Origin of the sequence: Bradyrhizobium sp. CB1015 (assembly GCF_025200925.1) — a bacterium.
Lineage (GTDB): Bacteria > Pseudomonadota > Alphaproteobacteria > Rhizobiales > Xanthobacteraceae > Bradyrhizobium.
Genome location: NZ_CP104174.1, coordinates 5,946,566 through 5,963,395, shown reverse-complemented (window position 1 = coordinate 5,963,395; position 16,830 = coordinate 5,946,566). Strand labels below are relative to the sequence as shown.

The following is a 16,830-nucleotide window of genomic DNA, read 5'->3' as shown; positions in this document are numbered from 1 at the left end:
CGAAAAGATAAAGGCATTGCATGAGGTTAGTTCGCCCAACGAACGGACTTCATGCTCAATCAATAACCTGCCTTTGAACAGTTTCACGTCAGGAGAACTTTCTATGTTCCACTTCATGCGCCGGGGGCCTCGCGCGTTCGCCTCCACACTTGCGCTGTCGGTCGTCGCGCTTTCGACCGCGCTGGCTTCGCCAGTGCTCGCGGCCGGCAAGACCCTCACCGCGGTGATGCACTCGGATTTGCGCATCATCGACCCGATCTTCACCACCGCTTACATCACGCGCGACCATGGCTACATGGTTTACGACACGCTGGTGGCGCCGGATTCGAGCTTCAAGATTCAGCCGCAGATGGCCGACTGGAAGATCTCCGACGACAAGCTCACCTACACCTTCACGCTGCGCGACGGCCTGAAGTGGCATGACGGCACGCCCGTGACGGCGGAAGATTGCCTCGCTTCGCTCAAGCGCTGGGCTGCGGTCGACGGCATGGGCCAGAAGCTCATGGACTTTACCGCGAGCATCGAGGCGACCGACGCCAAGACCATCACGCTGAAACTGAAGGAGCCCTACGGCCTCGTCCTCGATTCCATCGGCAAGCCGTCCTCGCGCGTGGCCTTCATGATGCCGAAGCGCCTTGCGGAGACGCCGGCGGACAAGCAGATTCCGGAGCAGATCGGCTCGGGCCCCTTCAAGTTCGTGCAGGGCGAATTCCAGCCCGGCGTGAAGGCGGTCTATGTCAAGAACACCGATTACGTGCCGCGCAAGGAGCCTGCGAGCTGGACCTCCGGCGGCAAGGTGGCGAAGGTCGACCGCGTCGAGTGGATCACCATGCCGGACGCGCAGACCGCGGTGAACGCGCTGCAGTCGGGCGACATCGACTTCATGGAAAATCTTCCCTACGACATGCTGCCGGTGCTGGAAGCGAACAAGGAGCTCAAGATCGAGGTCCTGAACAAGTTCGGTTACCAGACGCTCGGCCGGATGAACTTCCTCTATCCGCCGTTCGACAACGTGAAAGTGCGGCGCGCCGCTCTTCTGGCCATGAACCAGAAGGACGTGCTCGATGCGCTGGTCGGCAACGCGAAGTATCAGAAGATCTGCGGCGCGTTCTTCATTTGCGACACGCCGTTCGCGACCGAGGTCGGCGCCGAGACGCTGGTGAAGGGCAACGGCATGGCGGAAGCCAAGAAGGCGCTCGCCGAGTCCGGCTATGACGGCACGCCGATCGTGATCATGGCCCCCGGCGATGTCACGACGCTGAAGGCGCAGCCGATCGTTGCGGCCCAGCTGCTGCGCGAGGCCGGCTTCAAGGTCGACCTGCAGGCGACCGACTGGCAGACCGTGGTGAGCCGCCGCGCCAGCCAGAAGCCGCCGAAGGAGGGCGGCTGGAACATGTTCTTCACCAACTGGGTCGCGCCCGACGTGTCCAACCCGATCGCCAACCTTTCGATCGGCGGCCAGGGTAAGAAGGGCGGCTGGTTCGGTTGGGCGGATGCTCCCAAGATCGAGCAGCTCAAGGACGCGTTCGTGCGCGCTTCCTCGCCCGACGAGCAGAAGAAGATCGCCGCCGAGATCCAGAAGGAAGCCTATGAGCAGGTGATCTACATCCCGCTCGGGCAGTATCTGCTGCCGAGCGGCTGGCGCAAATCGCTGACCGGCGTGCTCGACGGTCCGGCGACGCCGCTGTTCTGGAACGTCGACAAGTCGGAGTAAGCCGGGGATATCCTTCGCGACCTCGGACAAAAAGGCGGCGCCGCTGATCAGCGGCGCCGTTGTCTTTTCGGCTGCGAAGTTCACCGTGCGGCCTCGCTATGCGGGCCGGCTTGGTGTGTCTCGCGAGGTGATCGTGCTGATGGCGCTGCCGCAAGAAAGGCCGGCGACGAGCGCTGCGGATGATTTCAGCGCCAGCCGGCGAGAAACCGGTTGGAACATGATCCGGAAAAGTGTAGCGGTTTTCCGAATGGACATGCTCAAACAATAGCCTGAAGCGCGATGACTAGTCATCCTCATCGCATCGTGCTTTCGGCGGGAGCTCAACAATGGCTGTCGCGCACCTGCTCGAGCCCCTCACTCGCAAGAGGCGCGGTGAACGTGACTTGCTCGGCTGGCGGTTCAGACGGCTCCGTATTGTGAAGCCTGGCCTCTGCGTGCTCTTCGCGATGTTCCAGTTCCATTGCAGCATCCTCTAGAATTGCTGCAGGACAACATCGAGGCTGCCTCCTGGTTCCTCAGACCGGACGATGGTGCGGCCTGAACAGCCGTCCCTTCTCGACCACCAGCACGATCGCGAGAGCGGCGAGGGTGGACAGGAAGAAGCCGATCGAGAACGGCAGCAGCGTGCCGTCGAAGCTCTGCCCGATCGCCATGCCGGCCACGATCCCGATCAGCGTCGTGATCGAGCCGTACAGCGACGAGGCGGTGCCGGCGATGTGGCCCTGCGGCTCCATCGCGAGCGCGGTGAAGTTCGCGACCATCATGCCGAACGAGAACATCATGAGGGAAGAGAGCACCATGAACAGGGACAGCGGCAACACACCGAGGATTTCGGCCAGCAACATGACGCCGGCGACCGCGGTGTAGAGCGTCAGCGCGCCGTGCGAGATGACGCGCATGCCGAGCCGGCCGACCAGCCTCGCATTGAGGAAGCCGGCGATGGCGGTGCCGGCGGCGATCGCGGCGAATGCGAGCGGGAAGTAATGACCGAGATGATAAATGCCGGTGAAGACCTGCTGGGCGCAGAAGACATAGGCGAACAGCGCGCCGATGACGCTGCCGGCGGCGGTGGCATAGCCGATGGTCTGGCGATGGGTCACGGTCTGCCGGAACGCCGAGAGCACGTCGGCCGGCGCCAGCGATCGGCGCTCGGACTGGGGGAGGGTTTCAGGCAGTCGCAGCACGCACCATGCAAGTGCGAGCAGGCCGTAGAGCATCAGCACCACGAAGATGCCGCGCCACGCCGTCACCAGCAGCACCGTCTGTCCGAACGAGGGGGCGACCACGGGCACCGCGATGAACACCATCATCGCGAGCGACATCACGCTCGCCATGCGGCGGCCGACATAGCAATCGCGCACGATGGAGGTCGCGATCACGCGCGTCGCCGAGGTGCCGAGCCCCTGGAGCGCACGCGCCAGCAGCAGCGTCTCGAACGAGGGCGCGGCGACCGCCAGCACGCTCGCCACCGCATAGACCGCCATGCCGCCGAGCAGCACCGGCCGGCGGCCGAAACGGTCCGACAGGGGACCCATGACGAACTGGCCGGCGCCAAAGCCGATCAGGAAGGTCGACAGCACCAGTTGCAGATGGTTCTCGACGGGAATCTTGAAGGCGGCGCCGATATTGGGCAGCGCCGGCAGCATCATGTCCATCGCAAGCGGATTCAGCGCCATGATGGACGCGATCACGATGACGAATTCCGGAAAACCCATCGGGCGGTGTCCCGAGGACACCCAACCGTCGGCATTGACGTCGGACAAGAAGCTTACCCCTGCAATCGAGCGACTTATCTAACCTTCGTGCTGCGTTGCACAACCCATGTTTCGGGATGGCTGGCAGGCGGGGCAGGAGCGGTCAAAAACAGGTGAGGGCTGGCTCGATCAGCTTCCGTTGCCAGCCCGCTCGATCAGGCCGAGCGCCAATTGTCCTGCGGCGTCGACACAGGCGAGATCGCGGCGCCTCGCGGCAGGCAACGAGTTCCCGCCTGGCGGGTCGGCCGGCAACCGGGGATTCACCATAAGATCGCGCACAACGCGCCGGGGAGATGAATCGGCAACACGTTCTGTCCATTGTGGCCGGACCGGCTGCCGCAACGGCGCCGAGAGAAGCCAAGCCAAGCAGGGTATCGCCCGTGTCCGACATGTCCGGTGCAGCACGATGGTTGGCGCCTGCGGTCAGTGCTGGCAGGCGCAACGCCTGGCTTGCCTGCCTGATCTCGCTGACGGCGCTGCTGGTGCTCGGTAATCTCGCCAACGATGCTTCGCTCGAGCTGGATTATGGCTGGGACGTCCGGGTCAATTGCGCGGCGGTCGAAGCGCATGCCGAAGGGCTCGATCCCTACTTCGTCAAGAACCTGAAGGGCGCCAAGTTCTCCTATCCCTATCTTCCGGTGACCCTCGATGCCTTCCGGCCGGTTTGCGCAGGCGGCTTTCTCGTCGCGCACTACAAGCCGATCTATCTTGCTCTCGCGCTGATCTCTGCGCTGCTGCTGCCCGGTCTCGGCAAGAACCGGCGCGGCTTGGGGGATGTCGCGCTGCAGGGCCTGTTCGCCTTTGGTGGTTTCCTCGGCTTTGAATGGATCCTCGCGACCGGGAATTTTGCGATCCTGAGCGGCCTGTTGACGGCTGCGTCGCTCGCCTTGCTGTTGCATCCCGGCCAGTCCTGGCGCGGCATGGGCCTGGCAACGCAACTCGCCGGCGCGGCTGTGCTCGGCCTTGTCACCTCGTTCAAGCTGGTGTTCTTCCCGGTTCTCGCTGCACTGTATTTCCTGCCGCAGCCAAGAGGACGCAAGCTGGTCCTGATCGCCGTCACGGCCGGCATGTTCGTCCTGCCGATCCTGGTTTCGCTGGTGGTCTATCCGGATCTGTTCAAGAGCTGGCTGAGTGCGATCTCCGGCCAGATCCCCGGACAGCATTGGCCGGGGAACGAGCTCAATCCATCGTTGTTCGTCCTCGCGCTCATGCTTGCGGAAGGCATTGGGCTCGCCGGCAGCAGGCCGGTCGTCGTCGCCCTCTATGGTCTGACCGCCATCGCACTGGTGCTCGCGCCGCTCGCGATCGCGGTGTGGCGCACGGTCGGGGTCGGACGCCCGGCTCGCAAGGCTTCGCCGCTTCAGATGCTCGACGACTGGCTGGTCGACCATCCCGACGTCGCGACGCGCATCACCGTGCTCGGGATGTACGCGCTCTATCTCTGCGCGCCGAGACTGAAGGAATATGCCTTCTTCGATGTGGCGCTCTACGCCGCAATTCTCGTCGTCGATCTGCCGGCCGTCCTGGTCGCGGCCGTGCTGACGGTCGCGATCACCATCCCGAATTTGGCCTCGCTCTCGGGCGTATTCAGCGGCGGCTTCGGCCAGCTGACGATCGCGCTGGTCTGCTTCTGGCTGCTGCTGCCGCTCGGACCTTCAGGCGAGCCGGCATCCTGGCGCGAGCCCCGGACCTGATCTCATCTCGGAGCGGCCTCTTGCCGGGTGTAGAGGCTGACATAGGCGCCGGTATATTCCTCTTTCCAGCCCCGCTCGCCGACCAGGAAGTGCCGCAGCTGGTCATGTGCTCTGATCCAGAGCACCGCATCAATCCTGTAACTGCTGGTCACCTTGTCCCAGGTGGCCGCGTCGATGTCCCACCGGACCAGCCTTAGATAGTCGCGCAGCAATTCGTCGGGGTAGGCGGTCGCCGCCCGGCCGTCGACGAAGACGGGGACCGATCCCTGCGTTCTGAAGATCAGGAGCCCACCGAGATTCCAGTGGTTCAGCAGGTGCCCGCGCGAGGTGTGCGCCTCGATATGGCGGGCATCCTCATCGGAAAGCATATCGGGCAATGCCAGCGCGGGTCTCACCTGCATGAACGTGAACGGCAGCAACAGCACACCGACGACGCCAGCCGCCAGCATCGCGCGCTGGACCTCGAAGCTCGAAAGGCGCTTCGGCAGCAGCCGGTCGATGTGAAGCGCCATCGGGACGCTCGCGAAGATGAAGAAGAACGCGGTGTATCTGAACTGATAAAGACCGAGAAACAGAAAAAGCCAGGCAAGCACGCGTGCCTCGAGGGGAGCGTGCGCGGCGCTTCGATATCGCAGCTCCAGAGCAATAAACGTCAGGGCATAGGCGCTGCCGGGAAGGCTTCCCGGCAGCTCCATGTTGTGAAAGTAGGACCGCCATTCACCGATATCGGCCTGAACGAAATGACCGAGCGTCGCCCTCACGCCGTCATAGACGTGCCATCCCAGCGGATTGACGAAGATCGCGATGAAGCACCCCACGCCCGCCAGGCAGTGATTGCGCAAGCCTGTCCAGTCTCGCCGCAGCAAAGCCAGACCAGCGAAGACGCCGAGAATCGGAAAGGCGAGCATGAAGCCGCCATGCAGATTGACCCAGACGATCATCATCGGCGGCAACAGGTACCATCGCCGCCGCCGCAGGCATTCCCCATAGAAGACGATCGCGAACAGCATGGTCGCGATGTTCGGCGATGCCGCCAGATATATGTTGGGCGCGGCTTCGTAGCAGGGATAGAGCAGGCAGGCGGCGAACACCGCGATGCAGACCGCCGGGGCGGAGGCGCCGCTGCTCAGACCGCAGAAGGTGAGATAGCCGGCGATCACCGCGCCGCAGGCGAGGACCATGAGGACGATCCCGGCAAAGCCCGTGTGCTGGTACAGCAGGCTGGCCATGACGTCCCAGAGCCAGGACAGATTGTACCATCGCTGGTCGCCGACGGTGAACGCCCATGGATCCTGCAGGGGGACTTCGCCGCGCTGCCTGATCAGGTCTCCGGCGGCGAGGTGCCAACCCAGATCATAATGGCCGAGCAGCAGCGGTCCGTTCGTCAGGTAAAACACGGCCGTGAAGGCGATCAGGAAGACGTAGACCCCGACCCTATGCAGGTAAGGTCCGGACTCCCCTTGTGCTTCGCCCATCCTGGACCGGGACCAATCCTCGCGCGCGTCCATAGGAGCTCTCACCATCGAAGCCAACCGCTCCAGGCCCCTGCATGTCCCGGGTCTGCATCGACGGGCAGACATCGCTCGCTTTAACGGAAGACGATCTAAGGTGGAGTAAAGGCCCGTCGTGCCGTGCAGGTTCCGCAGGCGGAAGACGAGCTTGGTAAACGAGCGATTGCAGGCTCGGTGGGCGTCATGGCTGCGGGTGTCCCAGCGGAGGCGGCGGCTGCGCGAAGATCAGCTCAGGTGGTGCGGGCAGCCGGGGTCGAACCGGCACAGCGCTTGCGCACCGAGGGATTTTAAGTCCCTTGCGTCTACCAATTCCGCCATGCCCGCTTGATCCAACGAGATCAAACACTTAAGTCCATTCCCTCCGTCTGGAATTGGGGCGTTCGTCGCCGGAAGGACGGTTCTTCCTTAAGCGAGCCGGGCGCACAAGGCAAAGCCTCAATCCGGACATCTGTTGCTGCTTTAGGCATTCTCAATTCACGGGGACTATTCATCCGGCATGGCTGTTTCGTTTTCCTCTCCGCTGCGCGGCTTTGGCGCGCTGTTCGCGCTGCTTGCGGCTGGCCTCGCGCTGTCCGGCTGCGCCGGCGTGAGCGAGACGATCGCGCCGGCCTTTGCCGATCCCGCCAAATACGAATTGTACGACTGCAAGCAGCTTGAGGGGGAGCGCAAGAACCTCGCCAATCGCACCGCCGATCTGCAGAGACTGATGGACAAGGCGCAGACCGGGGCCGGTGGCGCGGTCGTGTCCGAGCTCGCTTATCGCAACGACTATGTCGCCGTGCGCGGTCAGGCCCAATTGGCCGAGGACGCCTGGCGCCGCAACAGATGTCGGGAGACGCCGCCCGAGGCGCCGCCGCCTCCGGCATCGCCAGCGGCCACCGCCAAATCCGCATCGAAATCCGGCACAGCGGCCCGCTGAGCTTCGCGCCGGCGGCGCTTCGCATCAGGGCCGCCAGCCGTAGATCCAGTCCTGCCGCGCCAGCATGCGCTCCGGGCCGAGCGCGCGGATCGCAAGATCGCGTGCGAGCGCGAGCGGCCCGCTGAAGTGATAGATGCGGCCCTGCTGCCGCGCGGTCCGCTGCACCCGCCGCGCCCGCGCCTGGCGGGCACGGCCGTATTGCGTCAGCGCGGCGGCGACCTCTTTGCCACTCTCGGCGGCCTCGAGGCTCAAATGCCGGGCGAGCACGGCGGCATCCTCGATCGCCATGCCGGCTCCTTGCGCTGCGAACGGCAGCATCGCGTGCACGGCATCGCCGAGCAGCGCCACCGAACCCTTGCTCCAGGGACACCCCTCGGGCACGCCGAACAGCGCCCATTTGCGCCAACTGTCGACCGCCGCGAGCATCATCCGCGCCGCGGGCGGCCAGCGTGGGCCGGCAAAGGCGTCCATCACCTCGCTGACATCGCCGGGCGTGCTCCAGCCCGGCCGGTTCCAGGTGCCCGGCAGCACCGCGACCACGTTGATCTGGCGCCCGCCCGCGATCGGATAGGCGACCAGATGGGCGTTCGGTCCCATCCAGAGCTGCACCCGGCGCGCGGTATAGTCCTTCGGCAGTTGCGTGGCATCGAGCGTGCCGCGCCAGGCGATCAGGCCGGAGAAGCGCGGCTGCACCTCGGGAAACAGATGCTGGCGCACCGTCGACCAGATGCCGTCGGCGCCGATCAGCGCGCTGGCGAGATCGCTGCGGCGGATCGTGCCGCTGCGATGGACCACGGTCAGTCCCTTGGCATGGGGCGCGACGTCCTCGAAGGTCGCGCCCAGCTTCAGGTCGATGTCGGGATGATCGGCGACGGCGCCGGCGAGGGCCGATTGCAGGTCGGCACGGTGCACCACCCAATAGGGCGCGCCGGCCCGCGCGGACGCCGCTTCGCCGAGCGGCATGCGCAGCAGCTCGCCGCCGGCCCGCGCGCTCATGATCGAGACCGCCTCCGGGGTGACGGCGCGCAGCTTGAGGCGTTCGGTGAGGCCGAGCTCGACCAGCACGCGGCTGGCGTTGGGGGAGAGCTGCAGGCCGGCGCCGACCTCCTCGAGCCGTTCGGCCTTTTCCAGCACGACAATGCGAAAGCCGCGGGCGGCGAGTGCGAGCGCGGCCGTCAGGCCACCGATGCCGGCACCGGCGATGACAATCGTTCGGGAGAGCGCCACCCCTTAACCGATGGACGCGGTCAGGCCACCTTGTCCTTCAGCACGCATTCCGGCGGGCGGGCTTCGCCCGGCTTCAGGTCGGCCGCGAAGCGGTACAGCGTCGAGCAATAGGGGCAGATGATCTCGTTGTCGTTGCCGAGGTCGAGGAAGACGTGCGGATGGTCGAACGGAGGGTTGGCGCCCACGCACATGAACTCTTGCGAGCCGATCTCGATGACGGGAACACCGGCATCGTTATGGAAGTGCGGGACGACATGGTCGGACATCGTAGTTCATCCTGGAGTGGCAGAGGCGGCAGACACAATCAACAACTGACGCGGCATCTTTGAGGCGCCGCGGACCATACTGGCGGGTGCAGATGATTGCTAGTCCAATGGAACCGAAAAGCTCCGCAAGTGCCCATGCTCATTGGCTCATGCAAATTCGACACAATCTTGCGGCCTGAGAGAAGCCCTTCTTTCGTCGGGGACGTTGTGTCGCAATTTTGGCATACTATCTCTGTGGTTGCGTGAAATCGGGACGAAAGACGTATCGTTCCGCGCGAGCGATCTCAGGGCATCCGGGCTTTTCCACATGAAGTGGCTGCGAATCAGTACGGCGTTGGCGGGAATTGCCGTGTGCAGCTTCACGCTTGCGCAGGTGGCGCCGCACGCCCGCGAGGCCGGCGCGATCCTGGTCGCCCAGGACGATCCGGCCGCACTGTCCGAGCTGAAGCTCGATGCACTGCTCCGGCACAGCGACCGCCTGGTTCAGGACAATATCGAGGCCGCGCTCGCGGCCGGCGATGCCGATCTCGCCGACAGTTTCGTTGCGCTGGCGCGTGACCGCAACATCGCGCTTCCCGATGACCTCTTGAGCCGCGTCGGCGACGCCGTCAAAGCGGAGAATTCGAACTCGCATTTCGCCAAGCGCTTCGCCACCGGTCTCGTCACCGGCAACGCGGACGACGTTGCGAGCCTCTCCGGGACCGTGGCGGGCGATCTGTTCGTGTTCGGCGACGTCAGGGACGTGGTGCGCGAGGGCAAGCATCTGGTCATGGGCGAGGACACCGACCGCCTCGTGCTCTCACTTGCGGCGGCGGGCCTTGCGGTGACGGCGGCAACCTACGTCTCCGTCGGCGGTGCCGCGCCGGTGCGCGCCGGACTGACGCTGGTGAAGGATGCGCGCAAGCTCGGACGGCTCGGCGAGGGGCTCGCCGCATGGGCCGGCCGGTCCGCGCGCGAGGTCGTCGACACGCCGATGCTCCGGAGCGCAGTGGCATCAGGCTCGGTGCTGCGGCCGGGGCAGACCGTGAGCGCGATCAAGGCGGCGTTCCGCGCCGAGAAGGCCGGTGCGCTGGTCCGCCTCGGCAAGGACGTCACGCGTGTCGCCGGAAAGACCGGCACGCGCGGCGCCATGGACACGTTGCGCATCGCCGAGGGTCCCAAGGACGTCGCGCGCGCGGCGCGGCTTGCCGAAGCGCAGGGCGGCAAGACGCGCGCGATCATCAAGCTGCTCGGCCGCGGCGCGCTGCTGCTCGTCGGCGGTGCGTTCAATCTGGCGATGTGGCTGTTTGGCGCGGTCGTGACGCTGTTCGGCCTGCTCGCCTCCATCAAGGCGACCACCGAGCGCCTGACCCAGGCCTGGTGCGATCGCAGGCGGGCGCGGCGGCTTCGCCGCGCGCAGATGGCGGCCGACGCTGCCTTAGCCAACGCCGCCGCGGCGGCCTGAGGCGCGGTCCGCTTCGGGCTATTGTTTGAGCATGATGTTGCCGGAAAACCGCTGCACACTTTGCCGGATCGTGCTCTAAGATCGCGTCATTCCCCTCAACACCCTCACGGAACTGATGATGCCGAGCTTTCACAACGGCGCCGTTGAAATTGCCTATCTCGACGAAGGCGAGGGCGATCCGATCGTCCTGGTGCACGGCTTTGCCTCCAGCAAGAACGTGAACTGGGTCTATCCGACCTGGGTTTCGGAGCTGCGCAAGAACGGCCGCCGCGTGATCGCGCTCGACAATCGCGGCCACGGCGAAAGCGCAAAGCTCTACGACCCGGCAGAGTATTCGATCCCGACCATGGCCGGCGACGTGCTCGCGCTGATGGATCATCTCGCCATCCCGCAGGCCGACATCATGGGCTATTCGATGGGCGGGCGGATGACGGCCTGGCTTTCCCTCAACGAGCCGCAGCGCCTGCGCTCGGCGATCCTCGGCGGCATCGGCATCGGCGGCCTGATCGAGGGCACCGGGCCCGGCGAGAACGTCGCCAAAGCGCTGGAGGCGCCTGCGCTGGATGATGTCACCGATCCCGTGGGGCGTACCTTCCGCGCGTTCGCCGATCAGACCCGCTCCGACCGCCGCGCGCTCGCCGCGTGCCTCCGCGGCACGCGCGATCTCATGACCCGCGAGGAAGCCGCGCGCATCGACGTGCCGGTGCTGATCGCAGTCGGCTCGACCGACGACGTCGCAGGAAGTGCCAGCGCGCTCGGCGCCCTCATCCCCGGCGCGGAAGTGCTGGACATTCCGGGCCGCGACCACATGCGCGCGGTCGGAGACAAGGTCTACAAGACCGGCGTGCTGGATTTTCTGTCGCGGCGGGGGTGAGTCGGCAAAGCGCCAATAGGGGTCTTCGCCTCCAATCCCTAGGACCTTTAGCTCAGTTTCCTGGCGCCTCAATTTCGGTGATGACCGCTGCTTCACGCCGCCTTGTCGCTGAACATGGCGGGAAGCGTGTTGAGGAATGACATGACGCGCTGTGTACGCAGGGGCGGGCGGCGGCCGGAGGTGCGCAGCATCCATAGCGGTTCCCCAGGCGCGCGCCAGGGTACCAGCACTTCGACCAGCCGGCCGGTGCGAAGGTATTCGCCAACGAGCCACGCTGGCCCCCAGCCGATCCCAAACCCATTCGCGATCAAGGCGAGCGAAGCATGCGCGTCGTCGCAAATGTGCTTGGGCTTGGGCGTGATGCGAATGGGTCCTTTGCCGCGCGGGTCGGCGAAGCGCCAGGTCAGGATCTGACCGCTCGCGGGATTGCGGAAGCCGACGTGGTCGTGCGCGGAAAGCTCAAAGGGAGTTGCCGGCGCGCCGCGCGCCTTCAGATAGGCTGGCGAGGCGCAAGCGATCCAGGAGAAGGTGCAAAGCCGCCGCGCCTGATGGCCTGGCGCGCGGTCGATCGGCCCTGAGCGGATCGCGACGTCGACGCCTTCCGCCGCGAGATCGAGAATCTCGTTGCGGAATTTGACCTCGATCTCGATTTCCGGCCGCTCCCGCAGGAACGCGGGCAGTCGCGGCAGGATGCAGGCGCGCGCGAACGAGGCGGGGGCGGTCACGCGCACCCGTCCGCCATCGTCGCGCGCGACTTCGCCGAGCGCGGATTGGACACGGGCGAGACTTTCGGCCAACGCGCGTCCCGCCGTCATCAGCCTGTCGCCCTCTTCGGTCAGCGCCAACGAATGGGTGGAGCGATGCAAGAGCCGCAACCCGTGAGCCTTTTCGAAGCGGGCGACCGCCTTCGACATCGCCGAGGTGGTCGTCCCCGCCCGCCGCGCGGCTTCGGCGAAGGAGCCTGCCTCGACGACGCGGACGAAGGCGAGGAGACGCGAGAGGTCGGGAGGTAAAGTTGTTGTGGACATACGGTCCACATAGACATGGCTGGGCCGTCACTACAAGAGCCATTCCCGAACGGCTAATCAGGGAGCGTCAGCGCGCCTTCTGCGGCGCTGGAAATGCGGGAAGTCCCATGAACCTCGTCGAGATCACCCTGCAAGCCCTTGACGCCGCCGAGCGCGCGATTCCACCCGGCCAGCCGGTTTATATGCTCAATCTGCTGCGCTACCGCGTGCATGCGCGTTACGAGGACGGATTCGACGCCGCGCCCTGCTCGGGCCGCGAAGCCTTTCATGAACGCTACAGGCCGGCATTCCGGCGTCTTGCGGCCGGTAAGCCGCTCGCGCGGATGTTTTCCGGGCCGGTCCTGACGAGCCTCGTCGGCTCGCCGGGCGAACGCTGGGACGAAGCGGCCATCAATGAATACGGTGATTTCGCCACCTTCCGCTCGATCGTCGACACCGAGACCTACCGCCGCGAAGCCGCCCCGCATCGGCACGCGGCGCTCCAGGATTTCCGGCTGTTCGCGCTCGCCAAGGCGATGTGAACGCATTGAGCCGACGGCCTCTGTTCGTCTCGGCGGCGCCCTCATCCCCGGCGCGGAAGTGCTGGACATTCCGGGCCGCGACCACATGCGCGTGGTCGGCGACAAGGTCTACAAGACCGGCGTGCTGGATTTCCTGTCACGCCGCGGCTGAGGCGATGTTGTCTGAGGCGATGACGTTGTTGCCCAGCCGTCCCGAAATGTCCCATCACAAGGGACCATCCACTTCCTTCGGGGCAACCGTCCACTCCTTCATGAGCAGACATCTGGAGTCAGCTGAGAGCGCTGATGAGACGTCAGCTCGGCGGGTAGGAACGTCGGAAGGGGCACATGCGAACCATGGCAGTGTGAAGAGCAGCAACACTGACCTTCCTAGAGTTCGCATTGATTTTGAACTTCTGCAGAATACCCCGAACTAATGGTGAAGAGGTTCACATAAATCGTTCATACCTGGGAATAAGCTGAGTCTGGAATTTGCGGTGGGAATATCTCTAATCCGAGAGGGAAAATCCCATGAAAAGACAACTCCTGATCGTGACAGCCATTACCAGCATCGGAAGCGTGGCGATCAATCAAGCCAATGGTTGTACGTTGCAACTGCCAACTTTTGAAATGATAGGCTTCCCGATCACCCGGCATCAAGTAGCCGTGCTCGGCTCGGCCCAGGTAGAGGAGAGTGCGGCTACGCCAACGCTAATGTCAGCTGGGATGCCGGCTTCTCCTAGTCAGATTGCAATTCTGACGCCGCGCGCGAAAACGATAAAGATTGCTGGGGCATCAGCTGATGATCTCAGTCTCACCGTTGGCACGGCGAGACTTGGCTTGCACAAGGGAGCTGGGCGGGCATCGTGCGGCTCTGAGTGATCTTCGGATCAAGCAGTCTCTTGCGCTTCCCGCCTTCGGGCGGGATTTTTTTGGCTTGAGTGCCAGCGTCCTATAGACGGTCACATCTCATCCCGCTTTGCTGTCCTCGCCCCAACGCCGCGTCAGCGCCATCAGCACCACGAACGTCGCAACCCACACCATCCGTGCGCCGTAGCGGTCGTGGGGCCCTGAGATCACGCCGCAGATGAAGGCGTTGCCGAGTAGCGCCAGCGTCACCGTCCCCGCCAGCAGCGTCAGGTCGTCCAGCCGGCGGTTCACCAGCGCATGGGCGAGCAGCGCGACCAGCGCCAGCATCGAGCCCAGCGCGACTGGGACATGCAGCCAGTTCACGTCATCGAAATTGACACCCCAGTTCTGCTGCCGCGCCGCGCGCATCGGCGCGGCCTGCGCGGGGATGTAGCGCTCGATGATGCCGCGGGTGTGCGGGATCCAGCCGTTGGTGCCTTCGCCGGTCGCCACATGCAGCAATTGCTGCCCCATCGCGCGGAGCGCCGCGCCGGCCTGCCAGGCCGGATAATCCTTCAGCGACTGCACGACGATGGTGCCCATCTCCTCGTTCATGCCTTCGAAACGGCCGAGCGTGTTGAACATGCTCTTGCCCCACAGGAATTCGTCGGCGCTTGCCGGCAGCGCGTTGCGGTAGGGGCAGAGCTTGTAGCGCTCGCGCGGGCAATGGTCGTTGAGATATTGCGCGACGATGCCGTCCTGCATCATGCGGCCGAAGGCGACGCCGTAACCGCCGGGCGTCCACGCCAGCTTGCCGGACAATGCATAATTCGCGGAGACCAGCATCAGGCCGCCCGCGACGATGGTCAGGATCGCCTGCGCTAATCCCGCAAGCGGCAGCCGCCCGCCCACGAACGGCCGCACCATCCAGCCGGCGGCGCACAGCCCCAGCAGCACGCCGAGCGTCGCGCTGTGGGTCGCGGCGGCAAAGGCGGTGAAGACGAACAAAGATGCCTTCTCGAGCACCGAGGTGCGGCTTGCGCCGACCATCAGCAGGAACAGCGACAGCACCGCGAGCCCGGCAAAGATGTCGGTGAGCAGCATGCTCGCAAGCCAGGGCAGCGCGGTCGACAGCATCAGGGAGAGGCTGATCGCGACGAAGCGGAAGGTCTGCATCAATCCCAGCACGCGAAGCGTGAGCTGCAACAGCCATAGCGTCGCCAGCGACTGGACCGCGAGGTTGATCCAGAAGCCAAAACCCTCGCCATAATGCAGGTAGAGGCCGAACACCGTGGAGCGGCTGGGGACGAGATAGCCCTCGTACCAGCGCGCCAGATAGCCGCCGGTATCCCATTGCAACAGCGGATAGCCGTTCCAGACCGCCGGCGCGATCATCAGGAGGGGCAGGGCCACCGCCGCCAGCCGCAGCCAAAACGTACCAGCTGCGCGCGCGCGCAATTGATCGGTGGTGATGCTCAAATCCGGTCCCGTCCTCGCTTTCCGACCAATGACCGCAATAACCGCTCAAAGAGAATTCACCAATAGTTTGAAGCCGCCCGGCTTGAATTTGGCGAAACTCTGACCACCTTGAGCCGACCTTGCCGCTTGGGGCGCCAAAAGAAACTGTTGTGTTTCAAAGCCTTGGCATGCCTCGCGGGGCAAGGTGCTGTTCACTCTCAGGCAAGCCCGTCAGGACTTTGTCGCCTAGACTGTGCTATACAGAGAGCAAAAGACGCCCATTCGAGAGAGCAATTTCCATGGCAGTGCATCAGGTCAATCCGGGAGGAAAGCTCGCATCGCTCGATCCGATCTGGGACCGGATCCGCAGCGAAGCGGAGGACATCGTCCGCCGCGAGCCGGAGCTTGCGACCTTCATCTATTCGGCGGTGCTGCATCACGGCCGGCTGGAAGATTCGGTGGTCCACCGCGTCGCCGACCGGCTCGATCATTCCGCGCTGTCGGGCGATCTCGTGCGCCAGGCTTATATCGAGGCGCTGCGCGACGACCCTGATATCGGCAACGCCTTCCGCGCCGACCTCGTTGCTGTCTACGACCGCGATCCCGCGACCTCGCGCTTCATCGATCCCTTGCTCTACTTCAAGGGCTTTCACGCCATCCAGACCCATCGCCTCGCGCACTGGCTCTATCTGAAGGGCCGCAAGGATTTCGCCTATTACCTTCAGAGCCGATCGTCGGCGGTGTTCCAGACCGACATCAATCCCGCCGCGCGCATCGGCCGCGGCATCTTCCTCGACCACGCCACCGGCTTCGTCTGCGGCGAGACGGCTGTCATCGAAGACGACGTCTCGATCCTGCACGGCGTCACGCTCGGCGGCACGGGCAAGGAGAACGAAGACCGTCACCCCAAGATTCGTCACGGCGTCTTGATCGGCGCCGGCGCAAAGATCCTCGGCAATATCGAGATCGGCCATTGCGCGCGCATCGCCGCGGGCTCGGTCGTGGTCAAGCCGGTGCCGCACAATGTCACGGTCGCGGGCGTGCCGGCCAAGATCGTCGGCGAGGCCGGCTGCGCCGAACCGTCGCGTACCATGGACCAGATGATCAACGCGATGGGGCTCTGAGGGCTCTTGATGCTGCGAAGGGCCGGATTTTCCGGCCCTTTTCCTCCCCAAATTCTTTGACAATTCGTGCTGGCGGTTCGCCGCATCTCGTCCTAAAACCCGCCGACCATTTTCGATCGGAGACTTGCCGTGGACGTCAAAGAAGTCAGAAAGTTGGATGCGTATCTGAAGCGCGTATTCGGCAATCCCAAGATCCGCGTCGTGCCGCGGCCGAAGAAGGACGATTCCGCCGAAGTCTATATCGGCGAGGAGTTCATCGGCGTGCTCTTCGTCGACGACGAGGACGACGATCGCTCGTTCCAGTTCCAGATGGCGATCCTCGAAGATGATCTGGTGGATCAGGAGTAGTTTGTCACGCCGTCATTGCGAGCGAAGCGAAGTCTTCACTCCTGCGCGGCGTTCTCCGTGTCCCGGACGCACTGCAACGCTCTTGGCGTTGCAGTGCAGAGTCTACGCCCAGACGCGACA

General features: G+C 64.6%; 16 protein-coding genes, 1 tRNA gene and 1 pseudogene. 11 read left to right on the top strand and 7 right to left on the bottom strand.

The genetic code is table 11. The features are described from left to right. Window positions 1-103 precede the first annotated feature (103 nt). Together N2604_RS27920 and N2604_RS27915 are read left to right on the top strand one after the other, a co-directional pair. Entirely contained in the window at window positions 104-1,714 is a 1,611-nt protein-coding gene (locus N2604_RS27920; RefSeq protein WP_260371290.1) for an ABC transporter substrate-binding protein, read from the top strand. 133 nt (window positions 1,715-1,847) lie between these two features. Next, on the top strand, window positions 1,848-1,982 hold the full coding sequence (locus tag N2604_RS27915; protein WP_260371289.1) for a hypothetical protein: 135 nt from the start codon (window positions 1,848-1,850) through the stop codon (window positions 1,980-1,982). Window positions 1,983-2,229: 247 nt separating this feature from the next. Here N2604_RS27915 and N2604_RS27910 read toward each other — a convergent pair whose 3' ends face one another. Next, window positions 2,230-3,477 (bottom strand): multidrug effflux MFS transporter, encoded by a 1,248-nt coding sequence (locus tag N2604_RS27910; RefSeq protein WP_260371288.1) that lies wholly within the window; start codon window positions 3,475-3,477, stop codon window positions 2,230-2,232. 380 nt (window positions 3,478-3,857) lie between these two features. Between N2604_RS27910 and N2604_RS27905 the strand changes: the two genes are divergently transcribed. Next, the gene (locus tag N2604_RS27905) at window positions 3,858-5,162 is read left to right on the top strand and encodes a hypothetical protein (protein ID WP_260376320.1); all 1,305 of its coding nucleotides are present in this window, start codon (window positions 3,858-3,860) and stop codon (window positions 5,160-5,162) included. A 2-nt stretch (window positions 5,163-5,164) separates the two neighbouring features. On the opposite strand, the gene N2604_RS27900 is transcribed toward N2604_RS27905, so the two are convergent. Together N2604_RS27900 and N2604_RS27895 are read right to left on the bottom strand one after the other, a co-directional pair. Continuing rightward, window positions 5,165-6,637, bottom strand: a complete 1,473-nt coding sequence (locus tag N2604_RS27900) for a hypothetical protein (RefSeq protein WP_311739669.1) — start codon at window positions 6,635-6,637, stop codon at window positions 5,165-5,167. Window positions 6,638-6,908: 271 nt separating this feature from the next. Continuing rightward, window positions 6,909-6,997, bottom strand: a tRNA-Leu gene (locus N2604_RS27895). Between the two features lie 172 nt (window positions 6,998-7,169). Here N2604_RS27895 and N2604_RS27890 point away from each other — a divergent pair. Next, window positions 7,170-7,592, top strand: a complete 423-nt coding sequence (locus tag N2604_RS27890) for a twin-arginine translocation pathway signal (RefSeq protein WP_260371287.1) — start codon at window positions 7,170-7,172, stop codon at window positions 7,590-7,592. 24 nt (window positions 7,593-7,616) lie between these two features. On the opposite strand, the gene N2604_RS27885 is transcribed toward N2604_RS27890, so the two are convergent. Both N2604_RS27885 and N2604_RS27880 read right to left on the bottom strand, forming a co-directional pair. Then, a complete protein-coding gene (locus N2604_RS27885) occupies window positions 7,617-8,819 on the bottom strand; it encodes an FAD-dependent monooxygenase (protein ID WP_260371286.1) in 1,203 nt (400 codons plus the stop codon). Between the two features lie 20 nt (window positions 8,820-8,839). Continuing rightward, window positions 8,840-9,085 (bottom strand): zinc-finger domain-containing protein, encoded by a 246-nt coding sequence (locus N2604_RS27880; protein ID WP_008562814.1) that lies wholly within the window; start codon window positions 9,083-9,085, stop codon window positions 8,840-8,842. Window positions 9,086-9,392: 307 nt separating this feature from the next. Here N2604_RS27880 and N2604_RS27875 point away from each other — a divergent pair, with 307 nt between their 5' ends. Together N2604_RS27875 and N2604_RS27870 are read left to right on the top strand one after the other, a co-directional pair. Next, complete coding sequence (locus N2604_RS27875) at window positions 9,393-10,529, top strand: hypothetical protein (RefSeq protein ID WP_260371285.1); 1,137 nt, start codon at window positions 9,393-9,395, stop codon at window positions 10,527-10,529. A 118-nt stretch (window positions 10,530-10,647) separates the two neighbouring features. After that, window positions 10,648-11,403, top strand: a complete 756-nt coding sequence (locus N2604_RS27870; protein WP_260371284.1) for an alpha/beta fold hydrolase — start codon at window positions 10,648-10,650, stop codon at window positions 11,401-11,403. Between the two features lie 92 nt (window positions 11,404-11,495). Here the strand turns inward: N2604_RS27870 and N2604_RS27865 are convergent, their stop codons facing one another. Beyond that, the gene (locus N2604_RS27865) at window positions 11,496-12,431 is read right to left on the bottom strand and encodes a LysR family transcriptional regulator (RefSeq protein ID WP_260371283.1); all 936 of its coding nucleotides are present in this window, start codon (window positions 12,429-12,431) and stop codon (window positions 11,496-11,498) included. A 107-nt stretch (window positions 12,432-12,538) separates the two neighbouring features. Between N2604_RS27865 and N2604_RS27860 the strand changes: the two genes are divergently transcribed. The 3 genes and pseudogenes from N2604_RS27860 to N2604_RS27850 all read left to right on the top strand — a co-directional run bounded on the left by N2604_RS27860 (window position 12,539) and on the right by N2604_RS27850 (window position 13,813). Further along, on the top strand, window positions 12,539-12,952 hold the full coding sequence (locus N2604_RS27860) for a hypothetical protein (RefSeq protein ID WP_260371282.1): 414 nt from the start codon (window positions 12,539-12,541) through the stop codon (window positions 12,950-12,952). A gap of 34 nt (window positions 12,953-12,986) precedes the next feature. Next, window positions 12,987-13,103, top strand: a pseudogene (locus N2604_RS27855) (alpha/beta hydrolase); the annotation flags it as partial. A gap of 359 nt (window positions 13,104-13,462) precedes the next feature. Further along, on the top strand, window positions 13,463-13,813 hold the full coding sequence (locus N2604_RS27850; RefSeq protein ID WP_260371281.1) for a hypothetical protein: 351 nt from the start codon (window positions 13,463-13,465) through the stop codon (window positions 13,811-13,813). An 87-nt stretch (window positions 13,814-13,900) separates the two neighbouring features. On the opposite strand, the gene N2604_RS27845 is transcribed toward N2604_RS27850, so the two are convergent. Continuing rightward, window positions 13,901-15,259 carry a hypothetical protein gene (locus N2604_RS27845; RefSeq protein WP_260371280.1) on the bottom strand — a complete coding sequence of 453 codons (1,359 nt, stop codon included), beginning with the start codon at window positions 15,257-15,259 and terminating at the stop codon, window positions 13,901-13,903. Window positions 15,260-15,537: 278 nt separating this feature from the next. Here N2604_RS27845 and cysE point away from each other — a divergent pair, with 278 nt between their 5' ends. Next, a complete protein-coding gene (gene cysE / locus N2604_RS27840; RefSeq protein ID WP_122402590.1) occupies window positions 15,538-16,362 on the top strand; it encodes a serine O-acetyltransferase in 825 nt (274 codons plus the stop codon). Window positions 16,363-16,491: 129 nt separating this feature from the next. After that, a complete protein-coding gene (locus N2604_RS27835) occupies window positions 16,492-16,710 on the top strand; it encodes a DUF3126 family protein (protein ID WP_007602550.1) in 219 nt (72 codons plus the stop codon). The last annotated feature ends 120 nt before the right edge of the window (window positions 16,711-16,830 follow it).

What these genes read in the sequence shown, in the direction of transcription:
- N2604_RS27920 (WP_260371290.1), top strand. Translation starts at nt 104, where the DNA reads ATGTTCCACTTCATGCGCCGGGGGCCTCGCGCGTTCGCCTCCACACTT.
- N2604_RS27905 (WP_260376320.1), top strand. Translation starts at nt 3,858, where the DNA reads ATGTCCGGTGCAGCACGATGGTTGGCGCCTGCGGTCAGTGCTGGCAGG.
- N2604_RS27900 (WP_311739669.1), bottom strand. Translation starts at nt 6,637, where the DNA reads ATGGGCGAAGCACAAGGGGAGTCCGGACCTTACCTGCATAGGGTCGGG.
- N2604_RS27890 (WP_260371287.1), top strand. Translation starts at nt 7,170, where the DNA reads ATGGCTGTTTCGTTTTCCTCTCCGCTGCGCGGCTTTGGCGCGCTGTTC.
- N2604_RS27880 (WP_008562814.1), bottom strand. Translation starts at nt 9,085, where the DNA reads ATGTCCGACCATGTCGTCCCGCACTTCCATAACGATGCCGGTGTTCCC.
- N2604_RS27875 (WP_260371285.1), top strand. Translation starts at nt 9,393, where the DNA reads ATGAAGTGGCTGCGAATCAGTACGGCGTTGGCGGGAATTGCCGTGTGC.
- N2604_RS27870 (WP_260371284.1), top strand. Translation starts at nt 10,648, where the DNA reads ATGCCGAGCTTTCACAACGGCGCCGTTGAAATTGCCTATCTCGACGAA.
- N2604_RS27865 (WP_260371283.1), bottom strand. Translation starts at nt 12,431, where the DNA reads ATGTCCACAACAACTTTACCTCCCGACCTCTCGCGTCTCCTCGCCTTC.
- N2604_RS27860 (WP_260371282.1), top strand. Translation starts at nt 12,539, where the DNA reads ATGAACCTCGTCGAGATCACCCTGCAAGCCCTTGACGCCGCCGAGCGC.
- N2604_RS27850 (WP_260371281.1), top strand. Translation starts at nt 13,463, where the DNA reads ATGAAAAGACAACTCCTGATCGTGACAGCCATTACCAGCATCGGAAGC.
- cysE (WP_122402590.1), top strand. Translation starts at nt 15,538, where the DNA reads ATGGCAGTGCATCAGGTCAATCCGGGAGGAAAGCTCGCATCGCTCGAT.